General features: G+C 63.2%; 15 protein-coding genes and 4 pseudogenes. 14 read left to right on the forward strand and 5 right to left on the reverse strand.

Features of this window, described 5'->3' with window-relative positions; genetic code table 11:
• The first annotated feature begins 75 nt into the window (after positions 1–75).
• The 4 genes and pseudogenes from JKF87_RS12285 to JKF87_RS12300 all read left to right on the forward strand — a co-directional run bounded on the left by JKF87_RS12285 (position 76) and on the right by JKF87_RS12300 (position 3,958).
• Complete coding sequence (locus JKF87_RS12285; protein WP_201100184.1) at positions 76–1,227, forward strand: serpin family protein; 1,152 nt, start codon at positions 76–78, stop codon at positions 1,225–1,227.
• 149 nt (positions 1,228–1,376) lie between these two features.
• A complete protein-coding gene (locus JKF87_RS12290) occupies positions 1,377–1,766 on the forward strand; it encodes a response regulator (protein WP_003167695.1) in 390 nt (129 codons plus the stop codon).
• Between the two features lie 320 nt (positions 1,767–2,086).
• Positions 2,087–3,214: pseudogene (locus tag JKF87_RS12295) on the forward strand (IS256 family transposase); the annotation flags it as partial.
• Positions 3,215–3,388: 174 nt separating this feature from the next.
• Positions 3,389–3,958: a type 1 glutamine amidotransferase domain-containing protein gene (locus tag JKF87_RS12300; RefSeq protein WP_201100185.1), complete on the forward strand. Its 570-nt coding sequence runs from the start codon at positions 3,389–3,391 to the stop codon at positions 3,956–3,958.
• A 354-nt stretch (positions 3,959–4,312) separates the two neighbouring features.
• Here JKF87_RS12300 and JKF87_RS18520 read toward each other — a convergent pair whose 3' ends face one another.
• The 5 genes and pseudogenes from JKF87_RS18520 to JKF87_RS12325 form a co-directional block, all read right to left on the reverse strand.
• On the reverse strand, positions 4,313–6,973 hold the full coding sequence (locus tag JKF87_RS18520) for an excinuclease ABC subunit UvrA (RefSeq protein ID WP_275945256.1): 2,661 nt from the start codon (positions 6,971–6,973) through the stop codon (positions 4,313–4,315).
• A gap of 465 nt (positions 6,974–7,438) precedes the next feature.
• Entirely contained in the window at positions 7,439–7,918 is a 480-nt protein-coding gene (locus JKF87_RS12310; protein ID WP_035284124.1) for a phosphate-starvation-inducible PsiE family protein, read from the reverse strand.
• Between the two features lie 114 nt (positions 7,919–8,032).
• Entirely contained in the window at positions 8,033–8,524 is a 492-nt protein-coding gene (locus JKF87_RS12315; RefSeq protein ID WP_201100186.1) for an Hsp20/alpha crystallin family protein, read from the reverse strand.
• A gap of 20 nt (positions 8,525–8,544) precedes the next feature.
• Positions 8,545–8,954 (reverse strand): annotated as a pseudogene (locus JKF87_RS12320) (Hsp20/alpha crystallin family protein).
• 14 nt (positions 8,955–8,968) lie between these two features.
• Positions 8,969–9,340, reverse strand: coding sequence for an Hsp20/alpha crystallin family protein (locus tag JKF87_RS12325; RefSeq protein ID WP_201100187.1), 372 nt, complete (start codon positions 9,338–9,340; stop codon positions 8,969–8,971).
• Positions 9,341–9,596: 256 nt separating this feature from the next.
• Between JKF87_RS12325 and JKF87_RS12330 the strand changes: the two genes are divergently transcribed.
• The 10 genes and pseudogenes from JKF87_RS12330 to JKF87_RS12365 all read left to right on the forward strand — a co-directional run.
• On the forward strand, positions 9,597–10,025 hold the full coding sequence (locus JKF87_RS12330) for a MarR family winged helix-turn-helix transcriptional regulator (RefSeq protein ID WP_184274099.1): 429 nt from the start codon (positions 9,597–9,599) through the stop codon (positions 10,023–10,025).
• 70 nt (positions 10,026–10,095) lie between these two features.
• The gene (locus JKF87_RS18375) at positions 10,096–10,533 is read left to right on the forward strand and encodes an ATP-dependent metallopeptidase FtsH/Yme1/Tma family protein (RefSeq protein WP_307417922.1); all 438 of its coding nucleotides are present in this window, start codon (positions 10,096–10,098) and stop codon (positions 10,531–10,533) included.
• Complete coding sequence (locus tag JKF87_RS18380) at positions 10,512–10,727, forward strand: AAA family ATPase (protein ID WP_307417921.1); 216 nt, start codon at positions 10,512–10,514, stop codon at positions 10,725–10,727. The genes JKF87_RS18375 and JKF87_RS18380 overlap by 22 nt, the downstream gene beginning before the upstream one ends.
• A pseudogene (locus tag JKF87_RS18385) lies at positions 10,670–11,664 on the forward strand (AAA family ATPase). The gene JKF87_RS18380 and the pseudogene JKF87_RS18385 overlap by 58 nt, the downstream one beginning before the upstream one ends.
• A gap of 45 nt (positions 11,665–11,709) precedes the next feature.
• The gene (locus JKF87_RS12340; protein ID WP_201100188.1) at positions 11,710–14,616 is read left to right on the forward strand and encodes an ATP-dependent Clp protease ATP-binding subunit; all 2,907 of its coding nucleotides are present in this window, start codon (positions 11,710–11,712) and stop codon (positions 14,614–14,616) included.
• Positions 14,617–14,694: 78 nt separating this feature from the next.
• Complete coding sequence (locus JKF87_RS12345) at positions 14,695–15,876, forward strand: sigma-70 family RNA polymerase sigma factor (RefSeq protein ID WP_201100189.1); 1,182 nt, start codon at positions 14,695–14,697, stop codon at positions 15,874–15,876.
• Positions 15,873–16,520, forward strand: coding sequence for an HdeD family acid-resistance protein (locus tag JKF87_RS12350; protein WP_201100190.1), 648 nt, complete (start codon positions 15,873–15,875; stop codon positions 16,518–16,520). Before JKF87_RS12345 ends, JKF87_RS12350 begins: the two co-directional genes overlap by 4 nt.
• A 211-nt stretch (positions 16,521–16,731) precedes the next feature.
• Positions 16,732–17,352 (forward strand): hypothetical protein, encoded by a 621-nt coding sequence (locus JKF87_RS12355; protein ID WP_201100191.1) that lies wholly within the window; start codon positions 16,732–16,734, stop codon positions 17,350–17,352.
• Position 17,353: 1 nt separating this feature from the next.
• On the forward strand, positions 17,354–17,893 hold the full coding sequence (locus JKF87_RS12360; RefSeq protein WP_087139585.1) for an NADH dehydrogenase ubiquinone Fe-S protein 4: 540 nt from the start codon (positions 17,354–17,356) through the stop codon (positions 17,891–17,893).
• 56 nt (positions 17,894–17,949) lie between these two features.
• Positions 17,950–18,731, forward strand: a pseudogene (locus JKF87_RS12365) (transposase); the annotation flags it as partial.
• Positions 18,732–18,783 lie beyond the last annotated feature (52 nt).

Consider the following 18,783-nt stretch of genomic DNA (forward strand, 5'->3'; position numbering starts at 1 on the left):
GCAGCCCTGGCCGCCTTCGCCCTGGCGGCGTCCGCCTGCACGACGGCTCCGGCATCTCTTCCCGATGACCCTGTTTTGACCGATGCGCCCGCGGTCAACGCGCCGGCCGATCTCAGCGGGCAAACGCTCGGCGTGAGGCTCTACGACCAGTTGCGCGCTGGAGACGACAATGTCGTCATCTCTCCGGTCAGCCTGATGGGGGCCTTCGGGGTGGTCTCGGCGGGAGCCCGGGGCCAGACGCGCACAGCCCTCCTGAGCAGCCTCAGTCTCCCCGACAGCCCCTCGCTCGACGCAGACCTGGGCGCACTGTTGCGTTCGCTCGAGCGCGAGGACGGACAGACCACGCTCAGCGTCGCCAACGCGGTGTGGGTGCAGGACGGCTTTGGCCTCAAACCCGATTTCGTTGAGAGCGTCCAGCGGGATTACGGCGCCCTGGCCCGGCCCGTGGATTTTCGGGACGCGCCTGATGAGGCGGCCGGGCGCATCAACGCCTGGGTCTCGGGACAGACGCGCAGGCGCATCCCGGAGTTGCTCAGCCCTTCCAGCATCAACGACGCCACGCGCCTGATCGTCACCAACGCGGTCTATTTCCTGGGTGATTGGGCCCAACCGTTCAACGCCTCCAACACAAGCGACCAAACATTCTACCGGGCCGATGGCTCGCGCCTGTCGACGCCGATGATGTATCAGCGTGGGTACCTGCGCCTGCTGGAAACCGGGGCCTTGCAGGCCATCGATCTCCCTTATAGGGGCGATCGGCTGTCGATGACTGTGATCCTGCCGCGCACGCGCGGCGGCCTGTCGGACGTGGAGGCTCAACTCAGCGCCAATCTTGCGGGCTGGCTCATTGCACTTGATGAGGAGGAGCCTCGGCGGGTCCTGCTTTATCTTCCAAAGACCGAGACGGCGCTCAGCTACGATCTTATCCCGCAACTGACCATGCTGGGCATGGGGATCGCCTTCGCCGATGGCGCCGACTTCCGTGGCATCGCCGACGCCCCTCTGGCGATCGGCCAGGTGGTGCACAAGACCTTCTTGAGGATCGATGAGAAGGGGACGGAAGCGGCTGCGGCCACCGGGATCGCCGTCGAACAGACGAGCGCGCCTGTGACGCCGCCACCGACCTTCCGCGCCGACCACCCCTTCCTCTTTCTGATCCGCGACAAGGAGACCGGCGCCATTCTCTTCCTCGGCCGCATCAACCGCCCGGAGGCGCCGGCAGCCTAGCGGCCACACGTGGCATTCCCCGGGCGCCGCATCCTCACATGCGTCGTCCTGACGCGTCTCTGGCTTGGAGGGATGTGCTTTCAAGGGCGCCATGCAATCTCGGAACAAAACCATATGGAACAAGGGCTGTCAGACCCGGTTGTGTGAGGATGGTCGCCCTCATCACCCCGCAGCAGGTCATTCTGGTCGTCGATGACGAAGCCTTGCTGCGTCTGGACGCGACCGAGGCGTTTCATCATATCGGCTGCCAAACATACGAGGCGGCCGAGACCGAAGAAGCGCTCGATATACTGGAGCGTCATCCTGAAATCTCGGTCCTGTTTACCGACATCAACATGCCGGGCCCGCGCGACGGCATGGCGTTGGCGTCCCAGGTTCATCGGCAAAGGCCCGACGTTCAGCTGATCGTCACCTCCGGCAGGGAACGTCCGGCTCCGGAGGATCTGCCGGAACGGGGTCACTTCATCGCCAAACCCTACACGATGGAAGCCGTCGCGGATCTCGTCCGCGCCTTCCCGAAAAGGACGGCCGTCGGCTGATCGCCACGACGACCCGCAGCTTAGGGGCCTGGTGTGAAATCGAGAGCGGCGCTATCGCGCCGAAACGTGCCGACTACCCGGTCCTTCCGTCGAACCTTCACGACGGCGAAGTCGTTCGTGAGCAATAGCCGAAGGCGAGCCATTTCTATCGCTTCATCGTCCGACTCTGCAGCGAGAGTCTCCGAGGGTGTGATGCCGGGATCGGGGCTCTGCAAGTCAAGAATGTAACGCGCCATATTCCTTTCCTCCAATGACGGGCACGGAAGCACAGTGTCGCATGAGCATCCGATGGGAGTCACCCGCAGAGGCATTGGTCGGCGGTGGATTTTTCGTGCGAACGGCTGATGGCACTGGAGGTCGGCGCCGTGACGGGCGCGGCCTACGGCGAGAAGGACCCCGCACGCCGGGCGCAGCGCAACGGGTATCGCGACAGGGACTGGGAGACCCGTGCCGGGACTGTCGAGCTGCGCATTCCGAAGCTGCGGAAGGGCAGCTACTTTCCAGGCTTCCTCGAGCCGCGGCGCATGGCCGAGAAGGCCCTGACGGCGGTGATCCAGGAGGCCTATGTCCAGGGCATCTCGACGCGGTCCGTCGATGATCTGGTCAAGGCCATGGGCATGTCGGGGATCAGCAAGAGCCAGGTCAGCCGCCTGTGCGAAGAGATCGACGGCAAGGTGAAGGCCTTCCTCAACCGCCCGCTCGAAGGCGATTGGCCCTATGTCTGGATCGACGCCACCTACCTCAAGGTCCGGCGTGGCGGGCGGATCGTGTCGGTGGCTGTCATCATCGCCATCGGCGTGAACACTGACGGCAGGCGCGAGGTTCTGGGACTGGAAATCGGCACCTCCGAGGCCGAACCGATCTGGACCGAGTTCCTGCGCAAGCTGACCCGGCGCGGCCTGCGGGGCGTGAAGCTGGTGATTTCGGACGCCCACGAAGGCATCAAGGCCGCTGTCTCCAAGGTTCTCAGCGCAACATGGCAGCGCTGCCGCGTCCATTTCCAGCGCAACGCCTTGGCCCATGCCGGAAAGAGCGGGCGCAGGGTCGTGTCGGCCTTCATCGCCACCGCCTTTGCCCAGGACACCGCCGAGGCCGCCAGCACCCAGTGGCGCGCCGTGGCCGACCAGATCAGGCCCAAAGTGCCGAAGCTGGCCACGCTGATGGATGACGCCGAGCACGACGTCCTCGCCTACATGTCCTTCCCAAAGGAGCACCGGGCCAAGCTGCATTCGACGAACCCGATCGAGCGCCTGAACGGTGAGATCAAGCGCCGCACGGATGTCGTGGGCATCTTCCCCAACGACGAGGCCATCATCCGCCTGGTCGGGGCCTTGCTGCTGGAACAGAACGACGAATGGGCGGTCCAACGCGCCCGATACATGACGCTGGAAACCATCGCAGCGATAGGCGATGATCCCGTCATTAGCCTGCCCGCCGTGGCATCCTGATCAAGCAGGCCCGCGCCGAGCATCACCGTGACGATCAGCGCCAGCTACACCAATCCATGGGACAGCATCCGCCAGACGCCTACAAGCATTTCGACGAGCGCGATACTGGTTGGACGAAGGTCGTGCTCAAGCCGGGCGCCTGACCTTAGTTTTCGACGGAATAGGAAATAAATTATGACTTTGGAAGGCAAATCAGTTGCCATTCTGATCGCACCCCGCGGGACGGAAGAACCAGAATTCTCGAAGCCCAAGCAAGCTGTCGAGGACGCTGGTGGCAAAGTGACCGTGGTCAGTTTTGAGCCGGGCAAGGCTCGCACAGTCAATAGCGATCTTGACGAGGGCGGCAGCTATACTATCGACAAGACGTTTTCCGAGGTCAAAGCCGACGATTTCGACGGACTTGTTGTGCCCGGAGGGACTGTCGGCGCCGACAAGCTGCGCGGCAGCGTCGAGGCAATTGGTTTCAGCCGGGCTTTCTTCGATCAAAAAAAACCGGTTGCGGCTATATGCCATGCACCTTGGACATTGATTGAGGCTGACGTGCTTAAGGGGCGTTCCTTGACGTCCTACCCAACGCTGAAGGTCGATATCGAGAACGCCGGCGGTACATGGGTCAATGACGAAGTCGTAGTCGACAACGGCCTTGTCACAAGCCGCGACCCCAATGATTTACCCGCCTTCTGTGCCAAACTCATAGAGGAAGTCGCGGCAGGCGTGAGCGCTGGGCTCGCAGCCGGCAACTAAAGACGGGGCGGCCTCGGCAAACCATTTGAGGCCCGCTCACGGAAGAAGGTCCACGCGAGACAGGCGTAGCGGATGGCCGCTGATGATGGTCATCCGCTACGCCGCGTATCAGACGACCACGGCGCGCCGGACGAGCATCCAAATGTTAAGTCGCGTCAACCGCGGTGAACTCCTCGGCGGCTCCGATAGGCTTCTAGGCTTGACCCATTGTAGGGTCCGGGTTCTTTCACATAGTCGACTCCAGGTTCGGTCCCCTCGTGGCCTCCCGACCGTTACCGGACGGTCCCAGCCGACCGACCGCCACCACACTAGCTCTGCTGTTCTTGCGACCTGGATACCGACTAGGTTCACGACCTACAGCGCCGCTTTAAGATAGGGGGCGGTGAGACTGCCTTCCGCTTCCGCAACGACGCCAGGGACGCCGCTGGCAACGATACGGCCACCGTCTTCCCCGGCCCCCGGTCCCAGATCGATGATCCAGTCTGCCTGTGTGATGGCGCGCATGTCATGTTCTACGACTACAACCGTATTGCCGGCGTCGACGAGGCCCTGCAGATGTTGCATCAGCCGGTCCGCATCGGAGGGGTGAAGCCCCGAAGTTGGCTCGTCGAGGATGTAGATCGTGTTGCCGCGTTGAGCGCGTTGCAGTTCAGCCGCCAGCTTGATGCGCTGCGCTTCCCCGCCAGACAGCTCGGTCGCCGGCTGTCCGAGCCTCAGATAGCCAAGACCGATCTCCCGCAACACGTCGAGGGAGCGCATCACAGACGCCTCGTCAGCGAAGAAATCGCACGCATCGTCGACCGTCAGTTCGAGCACCTGGGCGATATTGCGCCCGTTCCATTCGACTTCGAGCGTTTGCGGGTTGTAGCGAGAGCCATGACAGGTCGAGCACGGCGCAAAAACGCTCGGCAGGAACAGCAGCTCCACCATGACGTATCCCTCGCCCTCGCACACAGGGCAGCGACCTTGCGCGACGTTGAACGAGAACCTGCCCGGGCTATAGTGTCGCCGGCGGGCGAGCGGCGTATCAGCGAAGATCCTTCGCACATGGTCGAACATGCCGCTGTAGGTGGATAGGTTCGAGCGCGGCGTGCGGCCGATCGGTTTCTGATCGACCCGCACTAGCCTGCGAACATGCTCCATGCCCGCGACAATGCGTCCTTCAGTATCGTTCTGAGCAACGTCGAGCAGAGGATCGATATCCTCCTCCTCGGCCACCGGAGAGCCGCCGAGGTGTTCCGTGACGAGCTCGGGCAGCGCCTGACTGACAAGACTGGATTTGCCCGATCCCGAAACGCCGGTGACAGCGGTGAAGCAGCCGATGGGAAACTCAACGTCGAGACCTTGAAGATTGTTACGCCTGATCCCTTCCAAGCGTAGCCACGCCTTGGGATCGCGCGGTGTGCGCTCACTGCGGAGCGGCTCTGCGAACAGGTAGCGGCGGGTGATCGAAGTCTCGACGTGGGCAAGCCCCTCTATCGGCCCGCTGTAGAGGACTTCACCACCCTTTTCTCCGGCTCCTGGCCCGACATCGACGAGCCATTCCGCGCGCCGGATCACGTCGAGATCATGTTCGACGACGAACAGGGAGTTACCCGCCGCCTTGAGACGTTCGAGGATAGTGAGCAAGGCTTCGCCATCTGCCGGGTGCAACCCTGCTGAAGGCTCGTCAAGCACATAGACCACGCCGAAAAGCTGTGACGACAGTTGGGTGGCAAGCCGCAAGCGCTGCAGCTCTCCGGAGGAGAGCGTCGGCGTGCTGCGGTCGAGCGAAATGTAGCCGAGGCCAAGATCGATCAGCGGCTCGAGCCGCTCGATCAATTCGCAGGCAAGGCGTTGGGCGGCGATCCGCTTCTCGTCGGAGAGATTGGGCGTGCGGCGTACGTCGGGCGCGCTCTTGTGCGCAGAGCCGCCCGCCGCAACCCGTTGTTCGACCGCTGCATCGCGGGCCGCTTTTTCCAGAACATGGCCCTTTGAGGGGGCTGAGACCGCCCCATACGCGCCATGCGCGACGGGCATCAGCAAGTCCTTCAGCTTGAGCATCGTCAGGTCGCCGAACTCGGCAATATCGAGGCCAGCGAATTTGACCGACAGGGCTTCGCGCTTCAGGCGCTTGCCGTCGCAGGTCGGGCAATCGCGGCCGATGATATATTGCGAGACGCGCTTCTTCATCAGCGCGCTTTTCGTGTTGGCGAAGGTTTCCAGCACATAGCGGCGCGCGCCGGTGAAGGTGCCCTGGTAGCTCGGCTCCATGCGGCGTTTGAGCGCCGTCCGGGTCTGTTCGGGCGTCAGGCCCGCATAGACCGGCACCGTCGGCGCCTCTTCAGTGAAGAGGATCCAGTCGCGATCCTTTTTCCGCAGGTCGCGCCACGGCGTATCGACGTCATAGCCGAGTGACACGAGGATATCGCGCAGGTTCTGGCCATGCCATGCCGCCGGCCAGGCGGCGACTGCGCGTTCCCGGATCGTCAGCGTGTCGTCGGGCACCATCGTTTCTTCGGTCGCGTCATAGACGCGCCCGATGCCGTGACAGGTCGGGCAGGCCCCCGCGACCGTGTTGGGGGAGAAATCCTCCGCATAGAGCATCGGCTGATGGCGCGGATATTCGCCGACGCGCGAATAGAGCATCCGCACCAGGCTGGAGAGCGTCGTCACGCTGCCGACCGAGGATCGCGCGTTGGCCGAGCCGCGCTGCTGCTGCAACGCGACCGCAGGCGGCAAACCGTCGATCGCGTCGACCTCCGGCACGCCGGCCTGGTCGATCAGGCGACGGGCATAGGGCGCAACAGATTCCAGATAACGCCGCTGGGCTTCGGCATAAAGGGTGCCGAACGCGAGCGATGACTTGCCCGAGCCCGATATGCCGGTGAACACCACGAAGGCGTCGCGCGGTACATCGACGTCAATATTTTTGAGGTTATTCTGGCGCGCGCCGCGAACCTGCACGAAAGCGGACGGTCCCGTATGCCCATGATCGGTGATCGGCGTCGTCGCGTGAATATTCTTGTTCTTCAATTCAGTCTTCCTGCCCTATACGCCCGTGCGGCCCCTGGGTTCATCACAGTCGGGTAACAGAGGAATGCATTTCCGACTCAATACATCCAGCGGCCAGGCTGGCCCGATGTTCGGCACCTATGAAATATTTTTCCAGCATTAGACCAAAACCATTTTCCCGTTGGGTCGCGCGACGAGGCCAGACACACTCCGCTGGTAAGCGCCTGGGCCAGGCGGCCCTGGTCCGTGCCGCTATCGGCATGTAACGACCGCACTTCGGCGCTTGTTACCGCATCGCGACGCGTTGCCCATTTGCCAGAGCGCGCTTCATCATGGCCGGGGTCGGGCCATGATGACGGCCGAGTTGTCGATCCGAGCGCCTCGCGCCGCTTCGGATCGGCGGGTCAGTAGTGAATGACCTGATGAGCCCGAGCAGCAGCGCCGATTGCACGAAATTGAGCAGGCGGTGGCTGGCGGAGGTATTGGTCAGCGCGTCTCGTGGCCTCCGAGTTCGCGTCGGTCCTGATCGCGCACCAGCCAGTGGACAGCGCCGAGCGCAAGCGCCGCGCCCGCGAGTGCTGCAATCTTGGATGATTCCGTCTCGCTGAGGTCCAGGATGATGAATTTGCGCGCGATGGCGAGGAGCGCGATCAGCACGATCGTGCGGACTTGGAGGATCCCCAAGCTGCGCTCGGTCGCAACAAGAAGGGAGCGCTTGAACTCGAGCGCGATCACCACGGTGAAGATCATGCCGAACACCACTTGGAAAGTGGCGTAGTCGAGCGTGTCGAATGCCCCCAGAAGCAAGCGGTTCACGACTTCGCGCATCAGCGCCCAGACCGACGCCACGATGATCGCCGCAATGATGACGCTGAGGACGAAGATGACAACTTGCTCGAACTTCTCGTAGAGCGTCATCGCCGACCATTGTTCACGGGTCAGCCCGGATCGTTGCGAGTCTTTCATGATTGCCTCTAGAAAGCCGCCCCGGAGAGACAGGCTCCCCGGGGCTTTGCCAGACGGTGCGATATCGCACGGAGCGGAGGGGACGCCGCAAACCGGCGACCCCCATGTGGCAAATCAGCCGTTCTTGACCTCGATGCGCTTGACCTTGGCCTGCGCCTCGGGAGTCTGGGGCAGCTTGATCGTCAGAACCCCGTTCTTGAACGATGCTTGCGCCTTTTCGCCATCCACACCGGGGGGGAGCGGAATTGTCCGGTAGATCGCGCCGTAGCTGCGCTCGGAGAGATAGTATCCCTTCTTCTCCTCTTGGCGCTCGATCTTCTTCTCCCCCTTCACAGTCAACATGTCATCGTTGACCGTCACCTCGAGGTCCTTCATCTCCATGCCGGGCAGCTCGATCGACACTTCGATCGCCTTGTCGGTCTCAACCATGTCAGATTTGGCTTCGCCGCTGCCCCAGGGCCATTCGAACTGACCGACCCGGTTCCAGAAGTTCTCGAACACATGGTTCATTTCGCGCTGGAGCGTCGCGATCGAGTCGTCTTCGCTGCTCTTGGCGTCTGGCGCGCCGTCCTTGCGCGCCCAGGGGATCAGGTCCTTGATCTGCATGATGGTGTCTCCTTCGATTTTCAGGCGCCTTTGACGGCGATCCTTTTTGGCTGCGCTTCAGGGGCTCGGGGGAGCGTCAAAGTGAGGACGCCTCCGCGCATCTCGGCCTCGATCCTGTCGGGGTCGAAATCCTCGGAAAGCGTGAAGCCCTCTCGAAATCACCCTCGCCATATTCGGCATAGGCAAGTTCCAGGTTTTCTGGCCGCATCGGCTCAACCTTGCCGCGAATCGTCAGCACGCGGTTTTCGAGTGTGATTTCGACCGCATCGGCGGCGACCCCAGGCATTTCGAGCATCATGGAGACACCCTGATCGGTCTCGACAATATCGGTCAGCGGGCGGTAGATGCCGCCGCCGCCGCCGCCGCCGCCGGCGGTCTCGGGCGCGTCGGTCGGCGTCTTTTCGGTGGCTTGCGTGATGTCGGTGCTCATCGTTCCAGCTCCTATCAGGCTGCCTTGATCTCGATTTTCTTTGGCTTTTCTGCCTCGGGACGGGAGATGGCGATCCGCAATACGCCTTTCGTCATCTTCGCCTCCACCTTGTCATCCGAAGCCGTGAATGGCAGGCGGATAGCGCGGGAAAACTTGCCATAACCGCGTTCGTTGCGGTGCCAGCGCGCACCTTCGGGAACCTCGGGCAGCTTGCGTTCGCCCGACAGCGTCAGGACGTTGTCCTTGGCCGAAATTTCAATGTCGCCCGGTTCGATACCGGGAAGTTCACCAGTGACGGCGACGGCCTCGGAGCCTTGCCACACATTCACCGCCGGGAACGCCGCGCGGGACGGGGGCCAGAAGCCGCGGTCGAGATCGCGCATCATGGAGGGCATCAGCGCGAAGGGATCGCTGCGGCACAGATATGTCGGCTAGAGCATTGCTGGCCTCCTGTTGCTGATCGATGCCCCCGAACCGGCGGCATGGTCCGACCGGGCAACGGTGCCGGCTGGATGTCGGTTCGGAGACCGCCCATCAAGATAGGCGGGCCCATTTATTATGCAAGCATATATGGTGCTTGCATTGCACTTTGGGTGGACCGCAGTCTATCCTGTTTCTCATGCAGACGGAGGAAAGATACCCTTGATCACTTCTGATCTCGCCCTGATCGGGACGACGATCCACCGGGTCGCGCAGCTCATCCAGCAGCGGATTGACAACGAGATTGGCGACAGCGGCCTGACCCGCCTGTCCTGGATGGGGGCGGCACATGTCGAGGATTCGCCCGGGCTGACCATCGGCGATCTGGCCGGGCGGCTGGAGGTGGGCCGGGCCACTGCGGGCCAGCTCGTCGATCGCATGGTACGGGGCGGTTGGGTAGAGCGGTGGGCGTCACCCGACGACCGACGGGCGCAGATCGTCACGGCAACGCCAAAGGCCAGGGCGATGCTGGAGGAGCTCGAGCCGCGGCAATCGGCGCTCGAAGATGAGATCCTGCAGGATCTGTCGGCGGACGAGAGGCGCATTCTGCTGGCGCTGCTCGAGCGGATCAGGGCGCGGCTCGGGCGCTAGGGAAAAGGAAAAACCGTTTGGAAAAGAAGACCGAATACAGCATCTGGTACTGGGTGATGCTTTCATAGCTGTGATCTTCATCCAGGATCTGATCGCCGGCTGGCAATCCGTGGCTCCCATCAGCTACAGCCAATTCGAAACCTATCTCGAGGACGGCAGGGTCGCGTCGGTCGCGGTCGGGTCAGACACCATCACCGGCGCCTTCACCGAACTCGTCGACGGCAAGAGCCAGTTCGTGACGACGGTCGTGGATCCCGGGATCCTGCAGCGGATCGACCGCTCCGGCGTCGAGATCACGGGCGTTCCTCAGAATACTTTTTTCGGCACACTGATTTCCTGGGTGGCGCCAGCGCTTGTCTTCTTCGGAATCTGGATGCTGCTGTTCCGCAAGTTCGCCGACAAGCAGGGTTTTGGCGGCTTCATATCCCCAAAGGCATATCGCTCGTCGGGCCGCCGGGAACCGGCAAGACGCTTCTGGCGCGCGCGGTGGCAGGCGAGACCGGCGTGACCTTCTTTTCGATCTCGCGATCAGAGTTCGTCGAGATGTTCGTGGGCGTCGGTACCGCACGGGTGCGCGACCTGTTCGAGCAGGCCCGGAAATCGGCCCCGGCAATCATCTTCATCGACGAACTCGACGCTCTTGGATGGCGCGCTCCTCCGGCCAGATCGCCGGTGGCCATGATGAGCGTGAGCAGACGCTGAACCAGCTTCTGACCGAGCTCGACGGCTTCGACCCTTCAGTGGGCATCGTGCTCCTGGCCGCCACCAACCGACCCGAGATTCTCGACCCCGCGCTGCTGCGTGCGGGACGCTTCGACCGTCAGGTGCTGGTGGACCGGCCCGACAAGACGGGGCGTGTGCAGATCTTGAACGTGCACATGAAGAAAGTGACGCTCGCCCCAGACGTCGATGCCGAGAAGGTCGCAGCTCTTACTCCCGGCTCTTCCGGCGCGGATCTTGCCAATCTCGTCAACGAGGCAGCATTGCTCGCCACGCGCCGCAAGGCTGATGCGGTGACGATGGACGACTTCAACAATGCGGTGGAACGCATCATCGCCGGGTTGGAAAAGAAGAACCGCGTGCTCAATCCGCGCGAACGCGAGATCGTGGCGCACCACGAGATGGGGCACGCGCTGGTGGCGATGGCTCTGCCGGGGGTGGACCCGGTGCACAAGGTCTCGATCATACCGCGCGGGATTGGCGCGCTCGGCTACACCATCCAGCGCCGACCGAGGACCGCTTCCTGATGACGCGGGAGGAACTCGAAACCAAGATCGCAGTCCTGCTTGGCGGGCGCGCAGCAGAGAAGATCATCTACGATCATGTCTCGACCGGGGCGGCGGACGATCTGGTCAAGGCGACCGACATCGCCCGCGCCATGGTCGCGCGGTACGGGATGGACGAAGACCTCGGGCATGTCAGCTACGACACCGATCGGCCCGGCTTTCTCGGCACCGGCGACCAGTGTTCCTGGCTAACCGCCGCTACAGCGACGCCAATGCTGAGCGGATGGACGCGAAGGTGCGCGACATCGTGGATGGCGTGTTTAAGCGCACCCTCACCTTTCTTGAAACCAATCTGGATCTTCTCGAGCAATCGGCGCAGGATCTCCTGCAACGAGAGACAGGTCGCTGCGTGACACTGTCACTGGCACCTGACTGGATAATGAAGACGGAGAAGACGAATGGCAAACGGAGCTTGCGATATTTGCGGTCGCCCGGCGACGGCGCGTGTGCGCGCCTCGGTGAACGGCAGGGTTCAGAACATGGAGCTTTGCGACCAGCATTACAGCGAAATGGCGCGCCGGTCGGGGCGCAGCGCCTCGCCACTGGAGTCCCTGTTCGGACGGCGTTCCCTTCTTGACGAGTTCTTCGGCGAGAGCAGTTTCGGCAGCCTCTTTGGTGACAGTCCGCTGCGAGGCGGCACGCTCGGCTCTATGGGTGATGGCGATGACGCTGTCGTCGACGCCACTTTCGGCGAGGGCGCGCCGCGGCGTGGATCGCGGCGCGGCGGCGGACGCACCATCGCCGACCGGCTGAGCGAACAGGGCAACAAGCTGCTGCAGGATGCCGCACAGAAGGCCGGGGAATTCGGGCGCAGCGAGGTCGATACCGAACATCTGCTTCTGGCATTGACCTCGTCTGACGTAGTCAAGACGATCCTGGAACAGTTCAAGGTCGATGTGGACGATCTGCGGCGCCAGATCGAGAAGGAAGCGAAGCGTGGAGACGCCAAGACGGAAGGCGAAATCGGCGTAAGTCCTCGCCTGAAGGACGCGCTGAACCGGGCCTTCATCGCCTCGAACGAACTCGGCCATTCCTATGTGGGTCCCGAGCACCTTCTCATCGGCCTTGCCGAGGAAGGTGAAGGCCTGGCCGCGTCGATCCTGCGCAAATACGGATTGACACCGCAGGCGCTTCGCCAGCAGGTGACCAAGGTCGTGGGCAAGGGAGCCGAGGAAGGCCGCGTGGAGGCGTCTTCCAGCACGCCCGATCTCGACCAGTTCAGCCGTGACCTGACGAAGCTCGCTCGCGAGGGCAAGCTCGATCCCGTCATCGGCCGCGCCCGCGAGATCGAGACGACGATCGAAGTGCTGGCCCGCCGGAAAAAGAACAACCCGGTGCTGATCGGCGAGCCCGGCGTGGGCAAGACTGCCATCGTCGAGGGACTTGCTCAACGGATCGTCGCGGGCGAAGTGCCCGAGGCGCTGCGCGACAAGCGGCTGGTCGAGCTCAACATCAACTCGATGGTGGCCGGGTCGAAGTATCGCGGCGAGTTCGAGGAGCGAGTCCAGAAGATCCTCAAGGAGATCACCGAGGAGAAGGACAGCCTGATCCTGTTCATCGACGAGATCCACACCATCGTCGGCGCCGGCCAGGGCGGTGGCGAAGGTGGTCTCGACATCGCCAACACCTTCAAGCCGGCACTGGCGCGGGGCGAACTGAACCTGATCGGCGCGACGACGCTCAACGAGTACCAGAAATACATCGAGAAGGACGCGGCGCTCGAGCGACGGTTCCAGCCGGTTTATGTCGAGGAACCCACGGTAGCTCAGGTCATCATGATCCTGCGCGGCCTGCGCGACACGCTGGAGGCGCACCACAAGGTGACGATCACCGACGAGGCCATCGTCGCGGCAGCCGAGCTTTCTGATCGCTACATCACTGGCCGCTTCATGCCCGACAAGGCGATCGACCTGATCGATCAGGCAGCCGCACGGGTGAAGATCAGCGCCACAGCGCGCCCTGTGGACGTCCAGGAGTTGGAGGCCGAAGCCGCGCAGATCAAGCGCGAGCAGGACTATGCCGCAGCCCGCAAGCAATTCGACCGAGCAGCAGAACTGAAGAAGGAGCTGGAGCAGAAGCAGAAGGAGCTGGACGAGCTTCTGGAAATCTGGAAGCGCGACCAGGCTTCGGCGACCGCCGAGGTGCGCGCCGATCACGTCGCGCAGATCGTCTCCAAGATCACCGGCGTTCCGGTCACGGAGCTGACCACCGAGGAGAAGGACAAACTCCTCAAGCTCGAGGAGAAGCTGCACGAGCGCGTCATCGGCCAGGAAGAAGCGATCCGCGCCGTGGCCGATGCGGTGCGCCTGGCGCGTGCGGGTCTGCGCGAAGGTTCCGGTCCGACTGCGACCTTCCTGTTTCTCGGGCCAACCGGGGTTGGCAAGACGGAACTGGCCAAGACGCTCGCCGAGGTGATCTTCGGCGACCAGGATGCGATGATCCGTATCGACATGTCGGAGTATGGCGAGCGCCACTCGGTTGCCCGGTTGGTTGGCGCACCTCCGGGCTACGTCGGATACGACGAAGGCGGGCAGCTGACGGAGAAGGTGCGCCGTCGGCCCTACTCGGTCGTGCTCTTCGACGAGATCGAAAAGGCGCATCCCGATGTCTACAACATCCTGCTTCAGGTGTTCGACGATGGCCGCCTGACAGATGGCAAGGGCCGCGTGGTGGACTTCACTAACACTATCATCATCGCCACCTCGAACCTCGGTTCGGACATCATCCAGCGCAACCTCACGAAACGGGGCAGCAGGGAGTTCGACGAGGCCAAGCAGAAATCCGAACTGATGGAGGTGTTGCGCGGTCATTTCCGGCCAGAGTTCATCAACCGGATCGACGAGATCATCGTCTTTCATTCGCTGAATCAGTCGGAGATCCGCCAGATCGTCGAGTTGCAGCTCAACCGGGTGAAGCGGACCGCCCTCACCCAGGGCGTCGAACTCGAACTCGATGTGAGCGTCGTGGATCACTTCGGCGCGGTCGGCTTCCGTCCCGAATTCGGTGCCCGCGAGCTACGCCGGCTGATCCGGTCGGAGCTGGAGACCGAGTTGGCTCGCGAACTGCTCTCGGGGCGGATCAAGGATGGCGACAAGGTCCGCGTCGCCTGGTCAGCGGACGAACAGAAGGTCGTGTTCGAAAAGATCGCAAGGGACACCGGTGAAGACAGCCCGGACGATCCGGCCCAAGCCGGGATCGGCGAGTCCAGCGCAGTTGCCGAAAACAAGGTGGACGCTCCGACGCCCGATGTCCCAGTCGACGCCAATGATAAGGAGCAGTCCAAGGGCGATAAGTCTACCGGATGACGTCGTGAAGGACTGGCCGGCGCGATGACGGTCGCGCCGGCTCATTTCGTCAAAAAGCGACAAGCAAGGTCATACGGCATGGAAGTCATCAGAGCATTTCGCAATCTCGACCGGCACGGCCAACAGCGCGCGCCTGAGGTCATCGAGGAAGAGGTGCGGCAACTTGAACCGCATCTTGTAAGCTTCCGCGAGGATTTCGTCCGGCTCGAAGTCGTCGCCTCCCAGACGAGCGGCAAGACGCGCATCCAGGTCAGCCTGCGCCTCCAACTGCCCTCGGGCGTGATCGCGGCACAGGAAGAGGGGGTCGAGATCGAGCCTGTCCTGCGCAAGGCCTTTGCCGACCTGCGCCAGCGGGTTGACCGGTATGTGGCGCGCCTCAAGCATGAACCGGACTGGAAGCGCCCGGCCCGTCGCCGCCGCATCGGCGCGCTTCTGCCCCCGGCACGCGATGCGGCCGAGTCGAACCGGCGGGCGATGTATTTCGACCTGATCGAGGATCATCTGGACCGGGTCCATGACGCCGTCCGGCGCGAACTGACCTATCTCGAAGCCGGCGGATCGGTGCCGCCGGGCAGGCTCGGGGTCGACGATCTGGTCGATGCGATGGTTCTGAAGGGGCTCGAACGGTTCGAGACGCGGCCGACGGAATTCTCGGTCGGCGATTGGCTCTTGCGGCTGGCCCACGAGACCATCGAGGAGGAGGGACGTGCGGCCCGCCGGGCCCTGCCCGAGGACGCCGCCTCGCTCGACGCCGAGCCGGAGAAGCCCGCAGAGGATCCGACCGAAGCCGATCAGGAATTGTCCGAATTCCACCAGCCCGACGACGTGTTGCGGCTCGAGGATCTCGTCGCGGACGACAGCGTGACCGATCCCGAGAGAGAAGCTGAGCGGCATGAACTGGCGCAGTCGCTGCATCGCGCGATGGCCCAGCTTCCGGCGCTCTGGCGCCGCGTGCTGGAGCGGATCCACCTTGCCGACAGCACGCCGGCCGAGGCCGCCGCGGCGCTCGGCCTGGATGCGGCCGAGGTCGACCGGATCGCCCTGTCCGCGGCCGCCTTTCTTCGCGCGAAACTGAACGAGGCCGGGTTCGCGGGCGAAACCGTCGAAACCGCGAACCTGGAACAGGAAATCGCCCGCACGGCGCGCCTGCCCCAACCGATCCTCGAACGGCAGCGGATCGTCATTGCGATGCACGGCGAGGCGGCCATCCTGTCGCATGCCGAAAGCTCGCCCGATCATCCAGGAGGACGCATCGAATGAACATCAACTCGCTCAACCCGGCCCGGGACATCGAAGACATGCTCTGCACGCTGACGCGCAACTGGTGGCTGGTCATCCTGCGCGGCGTGCTGGCGGTGATCATCGCCGCGCTTGCGTTCCTGATGCCGGCTCAATCGCTCCTGGCTCTGACGCTGGTATTCGGCACCTTTTCCTTCGCCGATGGCGTGTTAGGCCTGATCTCCGCCATTCGCAACATCCGGAAGGGCCGGCGGTGGGGTTGGCTCATGGTCAGCGGCCTGCTCGGCATCGCCACGGGAATCGTCGTCGTGATCTCGCCCTTCGTTGCCACACTCGTCCTAGCGACGTTCCTTTGGGCCAGTATTGCCTTCTGGTCCGTGTTCTCGGGTGCCCTCGAGATCGCGGCAGCGATCCGCCTGCGAAAGGAAATCAACGGCGAAATCTGGCTGATCCTGAGCGGCCTTCTCTCGGTCGTTCTCGGTGTCGTCGTGACCTGGATGCTGCTGACGCGCCCGGTCGAAAGCTTCCTCGCGCTCGGCTGGCTGATCGGCTTCTACGCCGCGGTCTTCGGGGTGATGATGATCCTCCTCGGGCTACGGCTTCGCAAGGCGGATCGTTCGGACGGTGCGGCCTTCGATGACGCTCCCCCATCGGCAAAGGCGTGAGGTGCCCTGTGGTGGATGACGGGCGACTTGCCGGCGAGGAGCACGATTTCACCCGATGGGACGAAACGATCTTCGACCGTTGCCTGAGTACCGGCTTCAATCCGTTCGGCAGCGGTCCGACGCCAATCTTCCCGCGGCACCGGGACGCAGAGGCGCCGGACGCCGATGCAAAGCCGTGCATGCCAACTGACACCGAAAATGCGGGGTGCTGATGTCGAACCGCCTGCCTGACTTGGCATTTGCTGCTGCGGCCGCTGCCTTGGGCATCGGAATCGTTTTCGTTTTTCGTTCGATGTATCTTGCCGAAGACATACTGCCTTTCGCGCAGGAGATGACGCTCATCTTCCTCGGCGCTGTCGTGACGATCATTCTGACCGCGGCGCTTCTCAATCGCCAGACCGATCTCGAGCTTCGCAAGGAAGGAAGGGTCATCATCCTCCAGCAGCAATGCGACATTTACATGGCCTGTATCGAGAAGGTCGCAGAGATCGTGGAAACCGCAAGGCACGATGCGAAGCTGATCGATGAACTGCGTGTTCTCAGCCACAAGCTGGCTGTGGTCGCGAGTGCAGGGGTCGTGTCCAGCTTCGAGCAGGTACTGGAGAGCTTGCAGTCCGGTTTTGCTGACGGCACGCTCTCGGACGGGGACGGAGAGGGCGTGATGAATGCCGTCGCCGATCTCACGATAGCGATGCGGTCGGACGTCCTGCACGCTGCTGCCTTTCCTTCGCAGAACACCGAATGCGCCGTTCGCCTGAATTCGAGGCGAATGGAAAAACTCGACGATCTCGAACGTCACCTTCTCGTATCCACCGACACCCGGGAGAACTGATATGCGCGGCCATAATCGCCCACCATTCCCGCCGAAAATTCCCGGAACCGATCAGCCATCCTGGGACGTGCCGACGGCAATCATCTACCGTCCTGCCCGTTCCGCGATGACATCGGCGCCTCGGCCCAACTACTGGGTTCTCGAGTTCGAGCCGTCCCGGCCGCCGCAGATCGAGCCGCTGATGGGATACACGTCCAGCGGCGATCCCTATCGTCCGATTCGGCTGAAGTTTCCGGATCGCGACAGCGCCGTGGACTTCGCAGAGCGGCAGGACTGGCATTATGTCGTGCGCGAGGACGCTGGGGGAGCCCGGATGGCGAACCCTTGGGCGGGTGAGACGCGCCACCGGCTGCACAGGGGCGTCGATGCCCCGGGAGCCTTCCGGGTCCCCTTCCGCCCCGATCGCGGCCTCTCAAGAGGCGTCCAGCATGAGAGCACGGCCAACCCGTCTACCAGCGACAGGGAGAGTTTCGATCCGGTCCTCGAAGCCTCGCTCGAATCCTTCCCCGCCTCTGATCCTCCGGCGTGGACGGTGACGTGACCCCCTGAAACTCCTCCAGGAATAGCTAGAGTCCGCCCCAACGAAGGACGGACAGAATGAAGCGATCAAGGTTCACGGAAGAGCGGATCATCGGGATCCTGCGGGAGCAGGAGGCCGGAGTGACGACGGCGGAGGTGTGTAGGCGTCACGGGGTCAGCTCGGCGACCTTTTACAAATGGAAGGCCAAGTTCGGCGGGCTCGACGTGTCGGAGGCTCGGCGGCTGAAGGCGCTTGAAGACGAGAACGCCCGGCTCAAGCGGATGCTGGCGGACGCGATGCTGGACAACGTGGCCCTGAAGGACCTGCTGGGAAAAAAGTGGTGACGCCCGCCGGCTGGCGCGAGGCGGCTGGTCATCTGCAAGCCGCCTACGAGATGAGCGAAAGGCGGGCGTGCCGTGTTCTGGGCGTCGATCGGACGAGCGTGCGCTATCAGGCGACGCGCCCGGACGACGGCGCCCTGCGTGACCGGCTGAGGGCCCTCGCCCAGGAGCGTCGCCGTTCGGCTACTGCCGCCTGCACGTCCTGCTGCGGCGCGAGGGCCATGCGGTCAACAAGAAGCGGGTTCAGCGGATCTATCGCGAGGAACGGCTGACGGTGCGCCGGCGCGGCGGCCGGAAGCGAGCGATGGGCACGCGGCGACCGCTGGACCTGCCGCTGGTCGCCAACCAGCGCTGGTCGCTGGACTTGGCTGCTACGCGCCGCCCTCCGGGTCGTCTCTGACCAGATGACGGACGGGCGGCGCTTCCGCATCCTGACGGTGATCGACAACTGCACCCGCGAATGCCTGGCGCTGGTTGTCAATCGGCGTCTAAAAGGGACCCCCTATCGGCGTGCAATAGGGACCCCCTTTTGGGGTTCGTGATGGACGTCACGAGCGCACCGCTTGCGAG

This window comes from Brevundimonas nasdae, assembly GCF_016654005.1.
In the GTDB taxonomy this organism is placed as follows: domain Bacteria; phylum Pseudomonadota; class Alphaproteobacteria; order Caulobacterales; family Caulobacteraceae; genus Brevundimonas; species Brevundimonas nasdae.

Bases quoted from the DNA above. Each gene is read 5' to 3' on its own strand.
- JKF87_RS12345 (WP_201100189.1), top strand. From the start codon at position 14,695: ATGGAAGTCATCAGAGCATTTCGCAATCTCGACCGGCACGGCCAACAG.
- JKF87_RS12310 (WP_035284124.1), bottom strand. From the start codon at position 7,918: ATGAAAGACTCGCAACGATCCGGGCTGACCCGTGAACAATGGTCGGCG.
- JKF87_RS12350 (WP_201100190.1), top strand. From the start codon at position 15,873: ATGAACATCAACTCGCTCAACCCGGCCCGGGACATCGAAGACATGCTC.
- JKF87_RS12325 (WP_201100187.1), bottom strand. From the start codon at position 9,340: ATGATGCGCGATCTCGACCGCGGCTTCTGGCCCCCGTCCCGCGCGGCG.
- JKF87_RS12315 (WP_201100186.1), bottom strand. From the start codon at position 8,524: ATGCAGATCAAGGACCTGATCCCCTGGGCGCGCAAGGACGGCGCGCCA.
- JKF87_RS12355 (WP_201100191.1), top strand. From the start codon at position 16,732: ATGTCGAACCGCCTGCCTGACTTGGCATTTGCTGCTGCGGCCGCTGCC.
- JKF87_RS12300 (WP_201100185.1), top strand. From the start codon at position 3,389: ATGACTTTGGAAGGCAAATCAGTTGCCATTCTGATCGCACCCCGCGGG.
- JKF87_RS12340 (WP_201100188.1), top strand. From the start codon at position 11,710: ATGGCAAACGGAGCTTGCGATATTTGCGGTCGCCCGGCGACGGCGCGT.
- JKF87_RS12290 (WP_003167695.1), top strand. From the start codon at position 1,377: ATGGTCGCCCTCATCACCCCGCAGCAGGTCATTCTGGTCGTCGATGAC.
- JKF87_RS12360 (WP_087139585.1), top strand. From the start codon at position 17,354: ATGCGCGGCCATAATCGCCCACCATTCCCGCCGAAAATTCCCGGAACC.